The organism is Kitasatospora sp. RG8 (genome assembly GCF_017813315.1).
In the GTDB taxonomy this organism is placed as follows: Bacteria; Actinomycetota; Actinomycetes; order Streptomycetales; family Streptomycetaceae; genus Kitasatospora.
This window is the reverse complement of the sequence record NZ_JAGIYX010000001.1, coordinates 351,416-370,130: the sequence shown is the minus strand read 5'-3', so window position 1 is coordinate 370,130 and position 18,715 is coordinate 351,416. Positions and strand designations below refer to the sequence as shown.

Here is an 18,715-nt window from a genome sequence, read left to right as displayed (position 1 = left end):
CCAGGCGCCGGCCCCGCTCGGGCCCGCCCCCTGGTACGCGCCGGCGGCCACGCCCCCGCCCGCCGTCTCCCGGCTCAGGCCGGGTAAGCGTGCGTCTGGGCCGCCTTGACCGACGCCCAGACGGTGGCGCCGGGGGCGAGGTCGAGTTCGGCCGCTGCGGCGGGCGTCAGGTCGGCGGCCATCGGGAGGGTACCGGCCAGGTCGGCGCGGACCTGGTCGCCGTGCAGGTCCAGGCCCGCGACCTTCAGCTCCCACACGTTGCGCGCGCTGGACTGCGGCTCCTCCCGGTGCAGCGTCACGGCGGACGGCGGGAACGCCACGAAGGCGGGACCGGTCAGTTCCTCGGTGGTGGCCAGCACCGTGCCGTCCGCCAGCGTGACCAGGTGGCCCTCCGCGCTGCCCTGGTACAGGTTGAGGCCGACCAGCCGGGCGATGTAGTCGGTGCGCGGCCGGCGGGCGATCTCGGCCGGGCTGCCGGACTGCACCTCGCGCCCGCCCTCGATCACCACCAGCCGGTCGGCCAGCACCATCGCGTCCAGCGGGTCGTGCGTCACCAGGACCGCCATCGCCTCGAACTCGGCGAGGTGGCGGCGCAGTTGGGAGCGGACGTCGAGCCGGGTGCGGGCGTCCAGGGCGGCCAGGGGCTCGTCGAGCAGCAGCAGCCGGGGCCGGACGGCCAGCGCCCGGGCGAGCGCCACCCGCTGCGCCTGTCCGCCGGAGAGGCGGCCGGGGCGGGCGGCGGCGTGCTCGGCCAGGCCCATCCGTTCCAGCCAGCCGGCCGCCTCGGCGCGGGCCTCGCGCTTGGGGCGGCCCTGGCAGCGCGGGCCGAAGGCGACGTTGTCGAGCGCGCTGAGGTGCGGGAAGAGCAGGTAGTCCTGGAACACCACGCCGACCGGGCGTTCCTCGGCAGGCGTGTGCAGGCGTTCGGCCGGGTCCTCCAGGACGCGGCCGTCCAGCCGCAGGTGGCCGCCGGTGAGCGGGAGCAGGCCGGCGAGGGCGCGCAGGGCGGTGGACTTGCCGGCGCCGTTCGGCCCGAGCAGGGCGACCACCTCGCCGGGGGCGGCGGTGAGCGCGAGGTCGAGGCTGAAGGCGGCACGGTCCACCCGGAGCCGGGCGTCGAGGGCGGGGGCGTCGGCAGTCACGGTGTGGGCGTCCAGTGGGGGGCGTGGTCGAGTGGGGCACGGTGCGCGGGCCGGAGCGGCAGGCCGGCCGGTGCCGCCCCGTCCGCCGCCACCGCCACCATCACCGCTGCCACCGAAGGCGACAGCGGTGATGGTGGCGGCAGGGCGCACACGAGGCCGCTCGCGCAGGTGTACGCGGAGGCGTTCACGGCGTGGGCATCCAGCGCTCGCGCAGCCCGACCAGAACGGCGACCGAGACCACCAGCAGCACGAGCGAGAGCGCGATCGCCGCCTCCGGGTCGGACTCCATGGCCAGGTAGACCGCGAGCGGCATGGTCTGCGTCCGGCCGGGGAAGTTGCCCGCGAAGGTGATCGTCGCGCCGAACTCGCCGAGCGCGCGGGCCCAGGCCAGGACGGCCCCGGCGGCGATGCCGGGTGCGATCAGCGGCAGCGTCACCCGCCGGAAGGCGGTCAGCCGGGAGGCGCCCAGGGTGGCGGCCGCCTCCTCGTAGCGCGGGTCGGCGGCCCGCAGCGCGCCCTCCACGCTGATCACCAGGAACGGCATCGCCACGAACGTCTCGGCGAGGATCACACCGGTGGTGGTGAACGGCAGGGTGATGCCGAAGGCGGAGTCCAGCCAGGAGCCGACGATGCCGCGCCGGCCGAGCACCAGCAGCAGCGCCACGCCGCCGACCACCGGCGGCAGCACCAGCGGCAGCGTGACCAGCGCCCGGACGACCCGCCGGCCGGGCAGTTCGGTGCGCGCCAGCAGCCAGGCCAGCGGCACCCCGAGCACCAGCGACACCCCCGTGGCCGCTGTGGCGCAGACCAGCGAGAGGCGCAGCGCGTCCCACACCTCGGTGCTGGTGAGCTGTTCGGAGAGGTCGCTCCAGGGCGCCCGGACCAGCAGCCCGACCAGCGGCAGGATCAGGAACGCCAGCCCGAGCAGCGCCGGGAGCAGCAGCGTGACCGGGACGCGGTTCGCGCGCCGCCGACGGAGCGGCGCGTCGGCCGCCGGGGCTGCCACCCCGGCGGCCGACCGGGTGGTGCGACGGCTCACGGTGCCTGGAACCCCGCCGTGGTCAGCACCTGCTGCGCCTCGGGCGACTGGATGTAGGCGACGAAGGCCGCGGCGCCGTCCTTGTTGGGGGCCTTGGCGAGCGCGGCGATCGGGTAGTCGTTCACGGCCTTGCCGGCCTCGGGGAAGTCCACGCCGTCGATCTTCGCAGCATCGGCCTTCACATCGGTCTTGTAGACCAGCGACGCGTCGACCTCGCCGAGCTCGACCTTGGTCAGCGCACCCTTGACGTCCTGCTCCAGGGTGACCGGCGTGAGGTCGACGGCGGCCGCCTTGAGCGCCGTCTGGGCGGCGGCGCCGCACGGCACCTCCTTGGCGCACAGCGCGACCTTGACGCCCGGGGCCGCGAGGTCCTTGAGGGCGGCGACGTGCTTGGGGTTGCCCTTGGGGACGGCGATGGTGAGCGTGTTCCTGACGAAGGTCCTGGGCTCGCCGGTGGCGCCGCCCGCGTCGGTGACCGTCTTCATGGTGGCCGGGCTGGCGGCGGCGAAGACGTCGGCCGGGGCACCGGAGTTGATGCTGGTGGCGAGGCTGGAGCTGCCGCCGAAGTTGAACTTGACCTTGGCGCCGGGGTTGGCGGCCTCGAACTTCTTGCCGAGGTCGGTGAAGCTCTCCTTGAGGGAGGCCGCGGCGAACACGGTGATGTCGCCGGTGGCCTTCGGGGCGGCGGCGGCCTCGCCGGTGGCGGCGCCCGTCGGCGCGGTGCTCGTGGAGGTCCCGGACGCCTTGGTGCCGCCGTCGCTACCGCAGGCGGTGACCCCGAGGCTGAGGGCGAGGGCCGCAGCGGCGGCGACGGCGAGTCTGCGGGGGTGGGTGGTGCGGGTGCTCATCGGTCTTCCCCTCCTGGGCGCGCCGGAAGGGGCGCGGGGACGCTGCCGCAGCTGCGGCCGTTACGGCGATCATAGTGCCGCAAATACCAGCGGAAAATCGTCTGTCACATCGCACAGGCGAGAAGCACCGACGGTCGCCGGCCGGCTGTCGAAAGGCTCAACACCGGGCGCGGGCCGCTCCGTCGCGGCCGGTCGGGTCTGCGCCCGCCGCCGGCTCCGCGTGCTGCCCGCCGCCGACCCGCGTAGTGCTCGCCGCCGGTGCCGTGCCGCGTCCGCCGCCGGCCCGGCCGTGGCGCTGACCGGCGGAAAACCCTTCGCGCACGGGTGCCCCGAGGCGCCAGAGTGGTCGCCGTCCGTACGCATTCCGGTCGCGGGAGCGACCCATGCGCACGACCTGTACGCATCGCCGGCCGACCGGCCGGGCCGAAGGGGGAGGAGCACACCCATGTCCACACTGCGCGTCACCGCCGAGCGGCTGATCATCCTGGCCCATCCGAACGCGGACGCCCTCGAACTCGCCCAGGTCGGCCTCTACCGTGCGGTGGTCGCCAAGGGCGCGTACCGGACCGGGGACCATGCCGTGTACATCCCCGAACAGGCCGTGCTGCCCGCCGAGCTGATCGAGGAGCTCGGCCTGACCGGACGGCTGGCCGGGAGCAAGGCCGACCGGGTCAAGGCGGTCCGGCTGCGCGGCGAGCTGTCGCAGGGCATCGTCTGCCGGCCCGGCGCGCTGGCCGGGACCGACCTGGCGGCCGCCGCCGAGAGCGGTGAGGACTTCGCCGAACTGCTGGGCGTCACCAAGTGGCGGCCGCCGATCCCCACCTCCATGAACGGCGAGGTGGTCCGCGCGCCCGACCTGCTGCCCTGGGTGGACATCGAGAACCTCAAGCGGTTCCCCGGGATCTTCGAGCCCGGCGAGCCGGTCGTGCTGACCGAGAAGCTGCACGGCAGCTGCTGCCTGGTCACCTACCACGCCGCCACCGGCGAGGTGCAGGTCTCGTCCAAGGGCATCGGCGCCCAGGGGCTGGCCCTGGCCGAGGACGAGCACAACCTCTACTGGCGGGCGGTGCGCGCCCACGGCATACCGGAGGTGGCCGCCCGGCTGGCGGAGCGGCTCGGCGCCGAGCGGGTCGGCGTCTTCGGCGAGGTCTTCGGTGCGGGGGTGCAGGACCTCACCTACGGCGAGTCCGGCCGCACCGAGCTCCCCGGCTACGCCGCGTTCGACGTCTCGGCGGTGGTGGAGGGGCAGCTGCGCTGGCTGCCGGCCGCCGAGCTGCTGGACGGCGAGCTGCCGGTGGTGCCCGAGCTGTGGCGCGGGCCGTTCGATCCGGACACCGCGCTGGCGTTCGCCCAGGGGCGCGAGACCGTCTCCGGGCGCGAACTGCACGTTCGCGAGGGCGTGGTGATCCGCCCGGTCACCGAGCGCTGGAGCCCGGTGGTGGGCGGTCGGGCGATCGCCAAGGTGGTCGGCGACGCCTACCTGACGCGCAAGGGCGGCACCGAGTACGAGTGACCGGGCCGCCTCCGACGGATCCGGCGGGCCGGAGGGGCAGGGCGAGGCGGGGCAGGACGGGGCGTCGTGCCCCGGGGCGGCCGCGGGAGGACCGCGGCCGCCCCGGGGCGTGCCCTTCACCGATGACTACTCGTCAGTTACTTTGGTGGGTCGCCACTGGAGGAGGCCCAGATGACCACCGCGAACGCCCGGGTGCCCGGCCCGCCCGGACTCCCGCTGATCGGCTCGATGTTCGACCTGACCCGCCGCCCGCTGCGGACCTACCTGGCGGCCCGGCGCGACTACGGTGACGTCGTCCGGATCACCGCCGGGCCGCCCGGGCTGAGGGCCGAGTTCTTCCTGATCTTCTCGCCGGAGGGCGTCCAGCAGGTGCTCGGCAGCGAGGCCGCCAACTTCCGCAAGGAGCACGCCTTCTACGACGAGCTGCGGACCAGCGTCGGCAACGGCCTGCTGACCAGCCAGGACGACGACTACCAGCGCCAGCGCCGGCTGATCCAGCCGCTCTTCACCCGCCGCAGGGTCGACGGCTACGCGGATGCGATCGCCCTGGAGGTGCAGGCACTGGCCGAGCGCTGGAGGACGGTGCCGGGCGGGGTGGTGGACGCGGCCGACGAGATGTCCCGGTTCGCGCTGCGCACGGTCTCCCGCATCCTGTTCGGCGCCGACGCGGAGGAGGCGGTCGACGTCGTGCGCCGCAGCTTCCCGGCACTGGGGGAGTACATCCTGGGACGCGGATTCTCGCCCGTCCGCACACCGCGCGGCTGGCCGACCCCCGCCAACCGGCGCGGCGCCCGGGCGCAGCGGGACCTCTACGCGGTCTGCGACCGGATCATCGCCGAGCGCGCCCTCCGTCCGGACGCCGGGAGCAGGTCGGACGACCTGCTGGCGCTGCTCACCCTCGCGCGCGGGGAGGACGGCGAGCAGCTCGACCCCGCGGAGCTGCGCGACCAGGTGCTGATTTTCCTGCTGGCGGGCCACGAGACCACGGCCACCTCGCTCGCCTTCGCCCTCCACCTGCTGGCGGGGCACCCGCAGGAGCGGCGCCGGGCCCAGGAGGAGGCCGAGTCGGTGCTCGCCGGACGCGAGCCGACCGCTGCCGACCTGGACGCGCTGCCGTACCTCACCCGGGTGGTGAAGGAGGCGATGCGGCTCTACCCGGCGGCCTCGGCGACGGGGCGCCGGGCGGTGAACGAGACGGTGATCGACGGGCACGTCATCCCGGCCGGTGCGCAGGTGCTGCTGATGCCGCTGGCGACCCACCGGCACCCCGACCACTGGGAGGAGCCGGAGCGGTTCGACCCGGACCGCTTCCTGCCCGAGCGGGAGAAGGGACGCCACCGGTACGCCTGGTACCCGTTCGGCGGCGGGCCGCGGGCCTGCATCGGGCAGCACTTCTCGATGCTGGAGTCGGTGCTCGCCCTGGGAGTGTTGTTGCGCGACTTCGACTTCGAGGTGATCGATCGCCGGGTGGCGCTCGGCCAGGGCATCACGCTGCGGGTGGACAGCCCGATGCGGATTCGGGTCGCGCCGCGCTGACGGGGCCGTCGCCGTCCGTTCCCCGCCGTACTCAGGCCGTGGGCCCGGGGCTGACCGCGCCGGGCCCGGGGCCGGACCGGGCGCCCGGGACGGGGCGCGCGGGCACAGGACCAACCCATTCGAACACAGCGCCCGCACGGCGCGGGCAGCTTTTCACATCTTCGTGTAACCCGTTCGGGGCCCCGATAGCGTCCCACGCACCCCGGACCGGAAGCGCACGTGCGGCTGGCATATGACGGGTGATCGATCCCCCGGACTGGTCCCGACCGGCCCGGAGCGGTCACCGCCCGACGCCCTCCACGCGGAGTCCGCCCGGCCCAGGGAGCCCGGGCCCGGCGTCCACCGCCCCGGGCCCGACCGGTCGACCGGAGGTCCCATGGGCACGATGAACCACTTCAGTTCCGGCTGGCTCACGCCCGCACTCTCCTACGTGGTCGCGTGCGCCGGGGCCGCGCTGGGTCTGCGCTGCACCCTGCGCGGCCTCGCCGCCTCCGGAGCCTCGCGCCGGAACTGGCTGCTCACGGCGGCCGCCGCGATCGGGTCCGGGATCTGGACGATGCACTTCGTCGCCATGTTCGGCTTCGCGGTCGACGGCACGGAGCTGCGCTACAACGTCCCGCTGACCGTGCTCAGCCTGCTGGTCGCGGTCCTGGTCACCGGGCTCGGGACGGTCGCCGTCGGCTACGGGCGGCACCGGGGCCTGGCACTGCTGACGGGCGGGCTCACCACCGGCCTCGGCGTGGCCGCGATGCACTACCTCGGCATGGCGGCCCTGCGACTGCACGGCGGCCTGCACTACGACCCGGGCACGGTGGCGCTCTCCGTGCTGATCGCCGTCGGCGCCGCCACCGCCGCCCTCTGGGCCGCCGTGACCATCCGCAACGTGTACGCCGCGGTGGGCGCCTCGCTCGTGATGGGCCTCGCGGTGAGCTGCATGCACTACACCGGCATGGCCGCCGTCCACGTCCACCTGGAGCCCGTCCGGAGCGGGCTCGGCGGGGCCGCACCGATGGAGTTCGTCTTTCCGCTCGCGGTCGGCCTCGGCTCCTTCCTCTTCCTCACCTCGGCCTTCGTCGCCCTCTCCCCGACGGCCCAGGAGCGTGCCGCCTATCGGGAGGCGGGTGAGCTGACCATCGAGGAGTTCCCGACGACGGCCGCGAGCCCGGCGCCGGGGGAGCACCACCGCGCGGCCTGAGCAGGCCGGCCGCCCCGGCCGTGGCCGTCCGCGGACGCCGGCCGCCGGAATTCGGCCGTCGGCGTCGGAAGCCCGAGGCCCGAGGCCCGAGGCCGGAAGCCGGCCGTCGTGGACCTTCGCCGGACTCCTCCGCCGCTCCACTGCACGGATCCCCCTCACCGACCGACCCCGCCCGAAAGGCTCCTCACCCATGCGCGAAAGCCGCGGCACCGCACCCGGTACCCGCCGGGGTGCCCACGCCGGGCCGCCCGCCCGGCCGGCTCGTGAAGTCGACCGCCGCAGCCCCCGTCCCGGGCCGCGCGGGCTCCGCGGCCTGCGACCCCGGACCGTGCGGGCGCGGATCGTGGCGCTGCTGATGGTCCCCGTCGTCTCCGTCCTGGCGCTCTGGGGGTTCGCCAGCGTCACCGCCGCCCAGGACGTCTGGGAGCTGATGCGACTGCGCGAGGCCCAGCGCACCGTCCTCACCCCCGTCGGCGCGACCGTGGCCGGGCTCCAGGCCGAACGCGCCGCCGCCGGACAGGTGTTGGCCGCCCCCGGGGCCACCCGGGAGAGTGCCCTGCGCGAGGCCGCCGCCGTGACCGACCGTGCCCTCGCCCCGCTGTTCTTCGACACCCGGGCGGGCGGCGGCCGGGCCCCGGGAAGCCAGGGGCCCGGCGGGCAGGACGACAACGGTCAGGGTGACAACGGTCAGAACGACAACGGGCAGGGCGGGCAGGGCGGGCAGGGGTACAACCGGGCCGACGCCCTGGGACTGGGCCCGGAGGCCGTCGCCCGGCTCGACGCGCTCGGCGCGGCCGCCGGCGGGCTGCCGGAGCTGCGCAGCCGGGTGCTGGCCCGCCGTGTCGGCTGGCCCGAGGCCTACGCCGCGTACGGTGCCGCCGTGGACCGGGCGCTGGGGGTGGCCGGCGCGCTCACACCGATGCAGGACCACCGGGTCGCCTCGGACGCCCGGGTGCTGCTGGAGTTCGCCCGCTCACGTGAACTCCTCAGCCGCGAGGACGCCCTGCTGCGCACCGCCCAGCTCGCCGGCGGCCTCACCGAGGAGCAACTGCGGGAGTTCTCCGGTGCCGCCTTCGCCCGCCGCCAGTTCGAGCAGGGTTCGGCCGCCGATCTGCGCCCCGGGGACCGCGCCGCCCTGCTCGCCGTCACCGGAGGCCAGGACCACCGGGACCTCACCTCCTACGAGGACAGGGTCCGCGCCGCCGCCGACGGTCGCGCCGCGGTGGCCGCCGTCCCGTCCGACCGGTGGTCGGTGACGGTCGGCAACGTCGCCAGCGACCTGCGCGCCGTCGAGGACGCGGCGGGCCGGGCGGCGTCCGAGCGGGAGGACCCGTACGCGCTGGGCCTGTTCACCCCGGCCGGGCTGGCCGTGCTGCTCGGGCTGGTCGGCGTGGTGGCCTCACTGGTGATCTCGGTGCAGATCGGGCGCGGGCTGGTCACCGAGCTGATCGGCCTGCGGAACTCGGCACTTGAGCTGGCCGGACGCAAACTCCCCGCCACGATCAGGCGGTTGCGCGCGGGGGAGGAGGTGGACATCGACGCGGAGGTGTCCGCGCCGGTCCACGGCGGCGACGAGATCGGCCAGGTGCACGGCGCGCTCGGCACCGTCCAGCGGGCGGCGGTCACCGCGGCGGTCGAACGGGCCGAGGTGCTCTCCGGCGTCTCCGGGGTCTTCGTCAACCTCGCCCGGCGCAGTCAGGTGCTGGTGCACCGCCAACTGACCCTGCTGGACGCCATGGAGAGGCGGACCGAGGACCCGGCCGAGCTGGCCGACCTCTTCCGGCTGGACCACCTCACCACCCGGATGCGCCGCCATGCGGAGGGCCTGATCATCCTCTCCGGTGCGGCCCCCGGCCGGGCCTGGCGCAAGCCGGTCCCGCTGCTGGACGTGGTGCGCGCCGCGGTCTCCGAGGTCGAGGAGTACGCCCGCGTCGAGGTGCACCGGTTCTCGCACGTGGCGGTCACCGGCCAGGCCGTCGCCGACCTCACCCACCTCGTCGCGGAACTGGTCGAGAACGCGACCGGCTTCTCGCCGCCGCACACCAGGGTGCACATCCGGGGCGAACGGGTCGGCAACGGCTACGCGTTGGAGATCGAGGACCGCGGCCTCGGGATGGGGCCGGAGGTGCTCGCCGAGTCCAACCGGCGGATCGCCGCGGCCGAGCAGACCGATCTCTTCGACAGCGACCGGCTCGGCCTGTTCGTGGTCAGCCGGCTGGCCCGGCGGCACGGTGTCCGGGTGTCGTTGCAGACCTCCGCCTACGGCGGGACCACCGCCGTGGTGCTGCTGCCCACCGTCCTGCTGGCCGGTGACGGCCCGCGGGGGCGCAGGGAACGCCCTTCAGTGGTAGCGGAGTTGGATGTCGAACCCGCGGTGGGTGGGCCCACCGGACGGCCGACCGGTGGGTACCGGTACACCGGACACGCCTTCCACGTGGCTGATGCCGACGGGCCCGCCTCCGTGCCGTCCGGGCCCGAGTCCGTGCCGTCCGGGCCCGACTCCGTGCCGTCCGGGCCCGGACCCGGGCCTGTCTTCGTGAGGCCCGGGTCCACCCCGGCGGGCGGGCTGCCGGGTACCGGGCCGTCGTCGGAGGGCGGGGCGCTGCTGGCGTTCGGAGCCCGGGGCGGCGACCCCGGGGTCCTGCGCCCGGTCCCGTTCCGGGCCTCCGGCGCCCGGGCGGACGGCCCGGCGGCAGCCCCCACCGCCCGGCCGGGCGCCGGACCCGCGGAGCCGGCCAGGCTCACCGGGCGGGCCGGGCCCGCGGAACCGGACGGACTGCCCCGGCGGGTCCGCCAGGCCAGCCTGGTCCCGCAGTTGCGCGAGGCCCCGCCGCCGCGGCCCGGCCGCCGTCGCCTAACCGGCGCGCGCGAGCCCGGCCGGGACCCGGAGGCGGCCCGCGCCGCGATGTCCGCCTTCCAGGCCGGCTGGGCCCGGGGCAAGGGCCCGGACGACCGAGGGGACGGGCTCCCGGAGCGACGGTGGCCGGACAGCCGTCCGGGCCGGCGTCCGGACCGGACACCGCCACCCCCGCACCACCCACTCCCACCGCACCACCCTGAAGGAGAGCGCCCATGATCGGCACCACCCACCGCGCGGGAGAGCTCAACTGGCTTCTCGACGAGCTGGTTTCGCGCGTCGCTGAGATCCGGTTCGCCGTGATGCTCTCCGCCGACGGCCTGGCCATGGGCACCTCGGCCGGCCTCGGCCGTGAGGACGGCGAGCACCTGGCCGCGGTCGCCTCCGGCTTCCACAGCCTGGCCAAGGGGGCCGGGCGGCACTTCGGGGCCGGCGAGGTCCGCCAGACCATGGTGGAGCTGGAGCACGGCTTCCTGTTCGTGGCCGCCGCGGGCGAGGGCACCTGCCTGGCGGTGTTCTCCACCGCCGACGCCGACCTCGGCCTGGTCGCCTACGAGATGGCCAGACTGGTCCGCCGGGTCGGCGAGCACCTGTTCACACCACCGCGCAGCGCGGACGGCCGGTGAACCCGGTGCCGCGTCCGCACCAGCACCGCAACCCGCTCGCCGCCGCCCACCGCTCGCACTGGTACGACGACGAGGCCGGGCCGCTGGTCCGCCCGTACGCGATGACACGGGGACGGACGAGGCCCAGCGGGCCGGAGTTCGACCTGATCGCGCTGGTGGTCAGCGAGGTCCCGGACCCCGCCGGGTTCCCCGACGCGCCGGACCTGCCGGTCGGGCCCGAGCAGGCCCGGATCCTCGGTCTCTGCCGGGGCGGCGGCCTTCCGGTGGCCGAGATCGCCGCCGGCCTCGACCTGCCGCTCGGCGTGGTCCGGGTGCTGCTCGGCGACCTGCTGGCGGCCGGGTACATCCGGGTCGGCCGCCCCGTCCCGCCCGCACTGCTCCCTGACGAGCGCATCCTCCAGGAGGTCGTCCATGGACTCCGCGCACTCTGACCACCCGCACCACGGCCACCCGCACGCCGACGGGTCCAGCACCGACGGGCCCTGCACCGACCGGCCGCACCGCGAGCGCTCCTCCGCGGACCGCCTGTACGGGGACGGCCCACCCGGACCCGGACCCCGCCCCGGCCCCGGACCCGAGGACGAGGAGGAGCCTCTGGCGGACTCCCCGGTGCTCGCCCTGAAGATCCTGGTGGCGGGCGGGTTCGGAGTCGGCAAGACCACGTTGGTCGGCTCGGTCAGCGAGATCCGCCCGCTGCGCACCGAGGAGCTGCTCACCGAGGCCGGCAGGGGAGTGGACGACACCGGCGGGGTCGAGCAGAAGAGCACCACCACGGTGGCCATGGACTTCGGCCGGATCACCATCCGCGAGGGGCTGTCCGTCTACCTCTTCGGCACCCCGGGCCAGGACCGGTTCTGGTTCCTCTGGGACGAGCTGGCGCAGGGCGCGCTCGGCGCGGTGGTGCTGGCCGACACCCGCCGGCTGACGGACTGCTTCCCCGCCGTGGACTTCTTCGAGCACCGGGGCATCCCGTTCGTGGTGGCGGTCAACCGCTTCGCCGGCACCCGGGACTACGGGCCGGACGAGGTCGCCCGGGCGTTGGACCTGGAGTCCGGCACCCCGGTGGTGCTCTGCGATGCGCGTCGCCGCGCCTCGGGCAAGGAGGTGCTGATCAACCTGGTCGAGCACGCCGGCCGGGTGCACGCCGCCCGTCTGTTGGCCGACGCGGGGGCGCCCCCCGGCTGATTCGGAGCCGGACGCGCCCCGGGGCGTGCCGACGGCCCTGCGCGGCAGGGCGCGAGGGGTGCCACCCGCACGGGTGGCACCCCTCGCGCCGTCGGTGCCCGTCGGCCGGGCGTGCTGCCGCGGGCGGGTCGGGCGGCCCGGCCGGTCGTGGCCCGGCCGGTCGTGAGTCGGGTCAGCCGCGGCTCTGGAAGACGATCCTGGTCCAGCGGGAGCCCGGGCAGTTGCCCCAGACCGCCCACGGCTCGGGCCGGGCGCCGATCCAGAGGCCGGTGGTGGAGGTGCCGTTGGCGCAGTAGGTGATGGTGCGCAGCTGGCCGGAGTAGATCCGGCAGTTGCCCTCCCAGCGCCAGCCGTAGTCGGCGGTGATGGTGCAGTGGTACGAGGCGGTGGCGACCGCGGGCGCCGCGGCGGCCGGGCCGGCGGAGATGCTCTGGTCGGCGGCCGGTGCGGCGGCTCCGGCCGGCAGGGTCGTGGTGCCGAGCACGCCGAGGGCGGCCGCGGCCACCATCCCGAGCCTGGCGGTGTTCCGGGCGATGCAACCTGACATGGTGATCTCTCCTCGCTCGTGGTGCCTGCCCTCCGGCCGGGCGGCGGCAGACTCCGGCAATTCCCCTGCCCCGCCCGGGAGATGACGCATTGCACACGAATAACTGCGCACGGTGAGATGACGAACTATGATGTGATGTGCGTCACAGGCCGGTCGGCGATCGGATCGTCAACCGTGCCTTCGGGGTGCCGATTTCCGAGGGGAGCGGCATGGAATTCACCGGCCGGTGCCGGAGTGGGCGGGATTCGGGCGTCGCTGCTGCTCCCGGAGCGGCGGCGCCCCTGGCGGTCGATCCGGAATCGGCGGAATTCAACCGGGTGTTCACGGAAATGCTGCCGCGGCTCCACCGGGCGGCCGTCTCCCTCGTGGGGAGTCCCTGTGCGGCCGGGGACGTCGTGCACGAGGCCTATCTGCGCATCGCCCGCAGGCCCGGGCGGTTCCTCGGGCACCCGCAGCCCTATGCCTATGCGGTCACCACGATGGCGAACCTCGTGCGCGACCAGTGGCGCCGGGACCGCCGGCGGCTGGTCGTGCCGGACCCCTTCGAGGGGGAGCGCGCCCGGACGGATCCGCTCGGGGGCGGGCTGGGGGAGTTGCAGGCGCACTGGGAGGTGGTCCGGCTGCTGGGCTGCCTCACGGTCAAGCAGGCCCGCGCGGTGGCGCTGGTCGACCTCGACGGGTACTCGGTCGACGAGGCGGCCGCCCTGCTGGGTGTGCACAGGTCCACGCTGGCCGTCACCCGCCGTCGCGCGCTGGGCCGGCTCCGGGCCCTGCTCGAACGCGAGCGTGAACCCGGCCGGCGCGAACCCGGGCCCGCGTGCGGGCGGGCCGACGGGGAGGCCGGCGGCGGGGCCGACGGGGAGGTCGACAGCGAGGCCGACGGCGAGGCCGGTGGAGGGGACGGCGAGGGCGGCCGTGGCGGCCACGGCGGCAGCGACGTGACGCTGCCGGCGCCCCGGCCCGACGCACCGGGCTGACGACATGTCAGCTGATGTGCCGCCGGGGCCCGTACGCTGCGCATCGTGATCGCGTACGAGGAGCACCGGCTCCGCACCCTGGTCGAGGACGGCCGCTGGCCCGAACTGCTGGGCTCCTACCGGCAGGCCCGCGCCGTCGCCGTCGCGCGCGCGGGCGAGGAGCGGGCGGCGGCCGTCACCGCGCCGCTCGGCCATCTGATCGCGTACGCCGCGCCGCCCGAGGTGGCCGTCCGCCTGTTCGATCCGGACGGCGGCCCCGGGACCGCCGCCGGGGTGGCCGACCACGACTCCGGGCCGCTGTGGGAGGTGCTGGCCACCCGGCACTCGTGGCTGCGGCTGGCCCCATTGCTCGGCCCGGCGCGGGTGCGACGGCTGGTCGCGCACACCCGGGTGCTGCTCGGCGATGACCTCTCCCACGGCGCCGAACCGGATCCGGAGGGCGTCCCGCTGGTGCTGGAACCCTGGGAGTGCGCGGGCTGGGGCGAGGGCACCCGGGTCCGCGACTACCTGCCGCGTGGCGGCTCGCGCAGCGCACTGCTCACGCTCCCCGCCACCCGGGAGGGCCTGGGCCCGGTGCTGCTGCCCGAGCCGGGCGGCCGGTTGCGCGGACAACGGGCGACGCGGGCGCTGGCCGCGCTGGCGGAGTGGGCGGAGGTGGCCTGCGTCCGGGGCCCGGCGCCGCAGGCGGCGGGGCAGCTGGCTCCGGGGCGACGGGTCACCGGCGGGTACCTCCCGTTCGCGATCGCCTATCCGGTGCTGGTCCAGGCGGGCTCCGCGGAGCGCTCGCAGGGCTCGGCGGACGGCCGGCTGGCGCTCTGGCGGGCGCTCGGCGCGATGGCCGGCGGGGAGGGGCCGAACCGTGTGGAGGTGAACGCCCTGGTGGCCCGGATGCGGTGCTTCACCTGGTGCGACCCGGCGGACGACCTGCGGCACGTGCACGTCGCGATGGAGGATCCGGCGACCGGTCTGAGCTGGGCGGTCAGCGGCTCGGACGAGCCCTGACGCGTACGCCCGGGCCCGGCGCGGGAGGGATCCCGGGCCCTGACGCGTACGCCCGGGCCCGGCGCGAACGCGGACGCCGGCCACGTGCGACGCGGACCCGGGCGCGGCCGGGCACGGCCCCCGGCCCGGTGCGGACGGACCCCGGCCCGGCGCCGCCCGGGGGGTTGGGCTTGCGGCGCCGGGCCGGGGAGTGTGGTGGCCGGGGGAGCGGCGGTCAGGCGGCCGTCGTGCTCGGTGCGCCGCCCTGCGGCGGAACGGCGCCCGGCAGCGCGGGGGCGGCGTCCGGGGCGCCGGCGGTCCCCGGCGCGGCCGGGTCGGCGGGCGAGTCCGGAGCGCCGTGCGCGTCGACCAGCGTCCGCTCGTCGAACGGCACCTCGCCCGCCAGGACCTGCCGGGCCCGCTCGCGGTCGAACTCGCCGGTCCAGTGGCCGATCAGCACGGTGGCGACGGCGTTGCCCGCGAAGTTGGTGAGCGCCCGGGCCTCCGACATGAAGCGGTCGATGCCGACGATCAGGCCGACGCCGTCCACCAGCGCCGGCTTGTGGGACTGGAGCCCGCCGGCCAGGGTGGCCAGCCCGGCGCCGGTGACGCCGGCCGCGCCCTTGCTGGCGATCACCATGAAGACCAGCAGCGAGGCCTGCTCGCCCAGCGACATCGGCTTGTCCATCGCCTCCGAGATGAAGATCGAGGCCATGGTCAGGTAGATCGCCGTGCCGTCGAGGTTGAAGCTGTAGCCGGTCGGAACGGTGATGCCGACGACCGGGCGGCTGACGCCCAGGTGCTCCATCTTGGCGATCAGCCGGGGCAGCGCGCTCTCCGAGGAGGAGGTGGAGAGGATCAGCAGGAACTCGCGGCCCAGGTAGCGCAGCAGCGTGAACACGTTGACGCCCGCGACCAGCCGGAGCAGCGTGCCGAGCACCACGACCACGAAGAGCGCGCAGGTGATGTAGAAGCCGATCATGATGACGGCGAGGCTCTTCAGTGCGGCCGTGCCGGTCGCCCCGACCACCGCCGCCATGGCCCCGAAGGCGCCGACCGGGGCCACCCACATGATCATCGACATGACCCGGAAGACCAGTCGCTGGACGTGCTCGATCCCGCGCAGGACGGGCGTGCCGGCCGGTCCCATCGCCTGGAGGGCGAAGCCCGCCAGCAGGGCGACCAGCAGGGTCTGCAGCACCTTGCCCTCGGTGAGGGCCGAGAGCATGGTGGTCGGGATCATCCCGAGCAGGAAGTCGGTGGTGGACTGGGCGGCTCCGGCGGCGGCCTGGGCGTGCCCGGACTTGGCCAGCGCGGCGGTCAGGTGCAGTCCGCCGCCGGGCTCCAGCAGGTTGCCGACCACCAGGCCGATGGCCAGTGCCACCGTCGACATGGTGAGGAAGTAGCCGAGGGCCAGGCCGCCGACCTTGCCGACCTTGGCGGCCTTGGTCACCGAGCCGATGCCGAGCACGATGGTGCAGAAGATGACCGGGCTGATCATCATCTTGATCAGGTTGACGAAGCCCGTCCCGACCGGCTTCAGCTCCACGGCGAACCCCGGTGCGGCCAGGCCGACCACCACGCCCGCGACCACGGCCGCGATCACCGCGAGATAGAGGTAGTGGGTGCGGTCCTTCCGTCTGACCCCCGCCTGCGGTCCTGCTCCGGTGATCGACATCTGCGGCTCCTTCGCCATGCAGTCCTGGCGGCCCCGGGTGGTGGGCCGCTCCGACTATGGGGCCGCGGGGTGACGGGGGTCACGTTTGCGTTCATAGAGTTCACGTGCGCCCGCGCCGGGTCCGCCCCTCCCCGCGGTCCGCAGGCCGCCCGGACCGGGCCCGGCCGTGGTGCACACTGGCAGGCATGTCCCCGCGCACGCTCCCCACGCCGCGCCGTCGGCCGGTGCCCGGCACGCCGCGCCGGCTGGTGCGCAGCCTGGCCGGACAGCTCTTCGTCGTCCAGGTGGTCATCGTCGCCGCCGTGGTGGCGGGCGGCGCCGTGCTGGCCTACCTGTTCACCGCCGACCGGACCGAGGCCGCGGCGCGCAGCCAGGTCACCGCCGTCGCCGAGGCGGTCGCCGACTCGCCGTCCGTCCGGGCCGCCGTCACCGGGCCCGACCCGACCGCCGTCCTCCAGCCGTACGCCGAACAGGTCCGGGCCGACACCGGGGTCTCGTTCATCACGGTGATGGACACCGCCGGGGTGCGCTGGACCCACCCGCTGCCCGAGCAGATCGGCAGGACCTTCCTCGGCCACATCGACTGGGCGCTCGCCGGGGAGACCCGCAGCGAGACGTACACCGGGACGCTCGGCCCGTCCGTCCGGGTGGTGACCCCGGTGTTCGACGAGCGGCACCGGGTGGTGGCGCTGGTCAGTGCGGGGATCACGGTGAAGTCCATCTCCGCGCAGCTGAGCGGGCCGCTGCTCGCCCTGGTCGGGGTGGCGGTGGCCGCGCTGGCGCTCGGCGGGCTCGGCACCTACCTCGCCAACTCCAGGCTGCGCAGGCACACCCACGGCATGGGGCCGGCCGAGCTCAGCCACCTGTACGAGTACCACCAGGCCACCCTGCACTCGGTGCGCGAGGGCCTGGTGCTGCTCGATCGCCGCCACCGGGTGGTGCTCTGCAACGACGCGGCCCGTGAACTCCTCGGGCTGACCGGGGACTTGGAGGGTCGCCCGGTGGACGGGCTGGGGCTGCCGGAGGCGCTGGTGGCGGCCGTGCTCGGGGCGGAGCCGGTCCGGGACGAGGTCCATCTCACCGCCGAGCGCGTCGTGGTGCTCAACACCTCCACCATCGGCACCGGCCTCGGCCGCGTCCTCACCCTCCGCGACCACACCGAACTCCAGTCGCTGAGCGGGGAGCTGGACTCCGTGCGCGGCTTCACCGAGGCGCTCGGCGCGCAGGCGCACGAGGCCGCCAACCGGCTGCACGCCGTCGTCTCGCTGATCGAACTCGGGCGTCACCAGGAGGCGGTGGAGTTCGCCACCGCCGAACTCGCCCTCGCCCAGCAGCTCACCGACCGCGTGGTCGCCGCCGTCGGCGAGCCGGTGCTGGCCGCGCTGCTGCTCGGCAAGGCCGCCCAGGCCGCCGAGCGCGGGGTGGAGTTGACGCTCACCGAGGACAGCCGGATCGACGACGGCGTGCTGCCGCCCGGCCTCTCCGCCCGCGACCTGATCACCGTCCTCGGGAACCTGGTCGACAACGCGGTGGACGCGGCGATCGCCGGCGCCGCCGAGAGCCCCGACCCGCCCGAGGTCACCGTCACCGCCCGGATCGACGCCACGCCCCGCGACGGCGGGCACCTGCTGCTGCGGGTCGCCGACACCGGCGCCGGCATCGACCCGGCCTCCGTGGACGACGTGTTCCGGCGCGGCTGGAGCACCAAGCAGGACGGCCGCGGGCACGGGCTGGGTCTGGCCCTCGTCGCCCAGGCCGCCCGGCGCAACGGCGGCACCGTCGAGGTCGGCCGGGACCGCGGCGCGGTGCTCACCGTGCGGCTGCCGCTGGTCCGGGTACCCGGGCGGTTCGAGGCGGTGGCGTCGTGACCCGCCCCCCGTCCCGGCCCGAGATCTCCGTCCTGGTGGTGGAGGACGACCCGGTGGCCGCCGCCGCCCACACGCTCTACGTCCAGCGCGAGCCGGGCTTCCGGGCCGCCGGGACGGTGCACAGCTGCGCGGACGCGCTGCGCTTCCTCGACCGCGCCCGCGCCGCGGGCACCCCCGTCGGCCTCACCCTGCTCGACCTCTACCTCCCGGACGGGCACGGCCTCCAGCTCTGCGGCACGCTGCGCGCGGCCGGCCACACCACGGACGTCATCGCGGTCACCTCCGCCCGCGACCTCGCGATGGTCCGCCAGGCCGTCTCGGCGGGCGTCGTCCAGTACCTGCTGAAGCCGTTCAGCGCCGCCGCCCTGCACGACCGCCTGGAGCGGTACGCCCGCTACCGCGACACCCTCGCCCGCACCGGCGAGGCCACCGGCCAGGACGAGGTCGACCAGGCCCTCTCCCTCCTGCGCACCCCCGAACGCACCGCCCTCCCCAAGGGCTTGAGCGCGCCCACCCTGGACACCGTCGCCACCGTCCTGCGCGACGCCCGCACCGGGCTCTCCGCGGCCGCCGCCGGTGCCGCCGCCGGCGTCTCCCGGATCACCGCCCGCCGGTACCTCGAACACCTCGTCGACAGCGGCCTCGCCGCCCGCGAACCCCAGTACGGCAACGTGGGCCGCCCGGAGCTCTGTTACCGCTGGACGGGCGGCGGGGGCGGGTGAG

16 protein-coding genes are annotated in these 18,715 nt (G+C 75.5%); 11 read left to right on the top strand and 5 right to left on the bottom strand.

Annotated elements, in window-relative coordinates; genetic code table 11:
- Positions 1 to 74 precede the first annotated feature (74 nt).
- From J5Y04_RS01625 to modA, 3 genes are all read right to left on the bottom strand, one after another.
- On the bottom strand, positions 75 to 1,142 hold the full coding sequence (locus tag J5Y04_RS01625) for an ABC transporter ATP-binding protein (RefSeq protein WP_307852877.1): 1,068 nt from the start codon (positions 1,140 to 1,142) through the stop codon (positions 75 to 77).
- Positions 1,143 to 1,326: 184 nt separating this feature from the next.
- Positions 1,327 to 2,148: an ABC transporter permease gene (locus J5Y04_RS01620; RefSeq protein ID WP_307852896.1), complete on the bottom strand. Its 822-nt coding sequence runs from the start codon at positions 2,146 to 2,148 to the stop codon at positions 1,327 to 1,329.
- A 29-nt stretch (positions 2,149 to 2,177) separates the two neighbouring features.
- Entirely contained in the window at positions 2,178 to 3,029 is an 852-nt protein-coding gene (gene modA / locus J5Y04_RS01615) for a molybdate ABC transporter substrate-binding protein (protein ID WP_209409318.1), read from the bottom strand.
- A gap of 445 nt (positions 3,030 to 3,474) precedes the next feature.
- Between modA and J5Y04_RS01610 the strand changes: the two genes are divergently transcribed.
- The 7 genes from J5Y04_RS01610 to J5Y04_RS01580 all read left to right on the top strand — a co-directional run bounded on the left by J5Y04_RS01610 (position 3,475) and on the right by J5Y04_RS01580 (position 11,941).
- Complete coding sequence (locus tag J5Y04_RS01610) at positions 3,475 to 4,542, top strand: RNA ligase (ATP) (protein ID WP_209409314.1); 1,068 nt, start codon at positions 3,475 to 3,477, stop codon at positions 4,540 to 4,542.
- A gap of 171 nt (positions 4,543 to 4,713) precedes the next feature.
- Positions 4,714 to 6,078: a cytochrome P450 gene (locus J5Y04_RS01605; protein ID WP_209409299.1), complete on the top strand. Its 1,365-nt coding sequence runs from the start codon at positions 4,714 to 4,716 to the stop codon at positions 6,076 to 6,078.
- Between the two features lie 376 nt (positions 6,079 to 6,454).
- Positions 6,455 to 7,273 carry an MHYT domain-containing protein gene (locus J5Y04_RS01600; protein ID WP_209409296.1) on the top strand — a complete coding sequence of 273 codons (819 nt, stop codon included), beginning with the start codon at positions 6,455 to 6,457 and terminating at the stop codon, positions 7,271 to 7,273.
- 343 nt (positions 7,274 to 7,616) lie between these two features.
- The gene (locus J5Y04_RS01595; RefSeq protein WP_307852876.1) at positions 7,617 to 10,349 is read left to right on the top strand and encodes a nitrate- and nitrite sensing domain-containing protein; all 2,733 of its coding nucleotides are present in this window, start codon (positions 7,617 to 7,619) and stop codon (positions 10,347 to 10,349) included.
- Positions 10,346 to 10,756, top strand: coding sequence for a roadblock/LC7 domain-containing protein (locus J5Y04_RS01590; RefSeq protein ID WP_209409293.1), 411 nt, complete (start codon positions 10,346 to 10,348; stop codon positions 10,754 to 10,756). The genes J5Y04_RS01595 and J5Y04_RS01590 overlap by 4 nt, the downstream gene beginning before the upstream one ends.
- Positions 10,757 to 10,857: 101 nt before the next feature.
- On the top strand, positions 10,858 to 11,187 hold the full coding sequence (locus J5Y04_RS01585; RefSeq protein ID WP_307852895.1) for a DUF742 domain-containing protein: 330 nt from the start codon (positions 10,858 to 10,860) through the stop codon (positions 11,185 to 11,187).
- A gap of 163 nt (positions 11,188 to 11,350) precedes the next feature.
- Complete coding sequence (locus J5Y04_RS01580) at positions 11,351 to 11,941, top strand: ATP/GTP-binding protein (protein WP_209410003.1); 591 nt, start codon at positions 11,351 to 11,353, stop codon at positions 11,939 to 11,941.
- Positions 11,942 to 12,113: 172 nt separating this feature from the next.
- On the opposite strand, the gene J5Y04_RS01575 is transcribed toward J5Y04_RS01580, so the two are convergent.
- The gene (locus J5Y04_RS01575) at positions 12,114 to 12,488 is read right to left on the bottom strand and encodes a hypothetical protein (RefSeq protein ID WP_209409287.1); all 375 of its coding nucleotides are present in this window, start codon (positions 12,486 to 12,488) and stop codon (positions 12,114 to 12,116) included.
- 317 nt (positions 12,489 to 12,805) lie between these two features.
- On the opposite strand from J5Y04_RS01575, the gene J5Y04_RS01570 reads away from it, so the two are divergent.
- Entirely contained in the window at positions 12,806 to 13,465 is a 660-nt protein-coding gene (locus J5Y04_RS01570) for an RNA polymerase sigma factor (RefSeq protein ID WP_307852875.1), read from the top strand.
- 45 nt (positions 13,466 to 13,510) lie between these two features.
- Entirely contained in the window at positions 13,511 to 14,467 is a 957-nt protein-coding gene (locus tag J5Y04_RS01565; protein ID WP_209409283.1) for a hypothetical protein, read from the top strand.
- 214 nt (positions 14,468 to 14,681) lie between these two features.
- On the opposite strand, the gene J5Y04_RS01560 is transcribed toward J5Y04_RS01565, so the two are convergent.
- On the bottom strand, positions 14,682 to 16,124 hold the full coding sequence (locus J5Y04_RS01560; RefSeq protein WP_209409281.1) for a cation:dicarboxylate symporter family transporter: 1,443 nt from the start codon (positions 16,122 to 16,124) through the stop codon (positions 14,682 to 14,684).
- A gap of 185 nt (positions 16,125 to 16,309) precedes the next feature.
- Between J5Y04_RS01560 and J5Y04_RS01555 the strand changes: the two genes are divergently transcribed.
- Complete coding sequence (locus J5Y04_RS01555; protein WP_209409278.1) at positions 16,310 to 17,992, top strand: sensor histidine kinase; 1,683 nt, start codon at positions 16,310 to 16,312, stop codon at positions 17,990 to 17,992.
- Positions 17,989 to 18,714, top strand: a complete 726-nt coding sequence (locus tag J5Y04_RS01550) for a response regulator (RefSeq protein WP_209409275.1) — start codon at positions 17,989 to 17,991, stop codon at positions 18,712 to 18,714. The genes J5Y04_RS01555 and J5Y04_RS01550 overlap by 4 nt, the downstream gene beginning before the upstream one ends.
- Position 18,715 lies beyond the last annotated feature (1 nt).

Bases quoted from the DNA above. Each gene is read 5' to 3' on its own strand.
- modA (WP_209409318.1), bottom strand. From the start codon at position 3,029: ATGAGCACCCGCACCACCCACCCCCGCAGACTCGCCGTCGCCGCCGCT.
- J5Y04_RS01610 (WP_209409314.1), top strand. From the start codon at position 3,475: ATGTCCACACTGCGCGTCACCGCCGAGCGGCTGATCATCCTGGCCCAT.
- J5Y04_RS01605 (WP_209409299.1), top strand. From the start codon at position 4,714: ATGACCACCGCGAACGCCCGGGTGCCCGGCCCGCCCGGACTCCCGCTG.
- J5Y04_RS01600 (WP_209409296.1), top strand. From the start codon at position 6,455: ATGGGCACGATGAACCACTTCAGTTCCGGCTGGCTCACGCCCGCACTC.
- J5Y04_RS01590 (WP_209409293.1), top strand. From the start codon at position 10,346: ATGATCGGCACCACCCACCGCGCGGGAGAGCTCAACTGGCTTCTCGAC.
- J5Y04_RS01585 (WP_307852895.1), top strand. From the start codon at position 10,858: ATGACACGGGGACGGACGAGGCCCAGCGGGCCGGAGTTCGACCTGATC.
- J5Y04_RS01575 (WP_209409287.1), bottom strand. From the start codon at position 12,488: ATGTCAGGTTGCATCGCCCGGAACACCGCCAGGCTCGGGATGGTGGCC.
- J5Y04_RS01560 (WP_209409281.1), bottom strand. From the start codon at position 16,124: ATGTCGATCACCGGAGCAGGACCGCAGGCGGGGGTCAGACGGAAGGAC.
- J5Y04_RS01555 (WP_209409278.1), top strand. From the start codon at position 16,310: ATGTCCCCGCGCACGCTCCCCACGCCGCGCCGTCGGCCGGTGCCCGGC.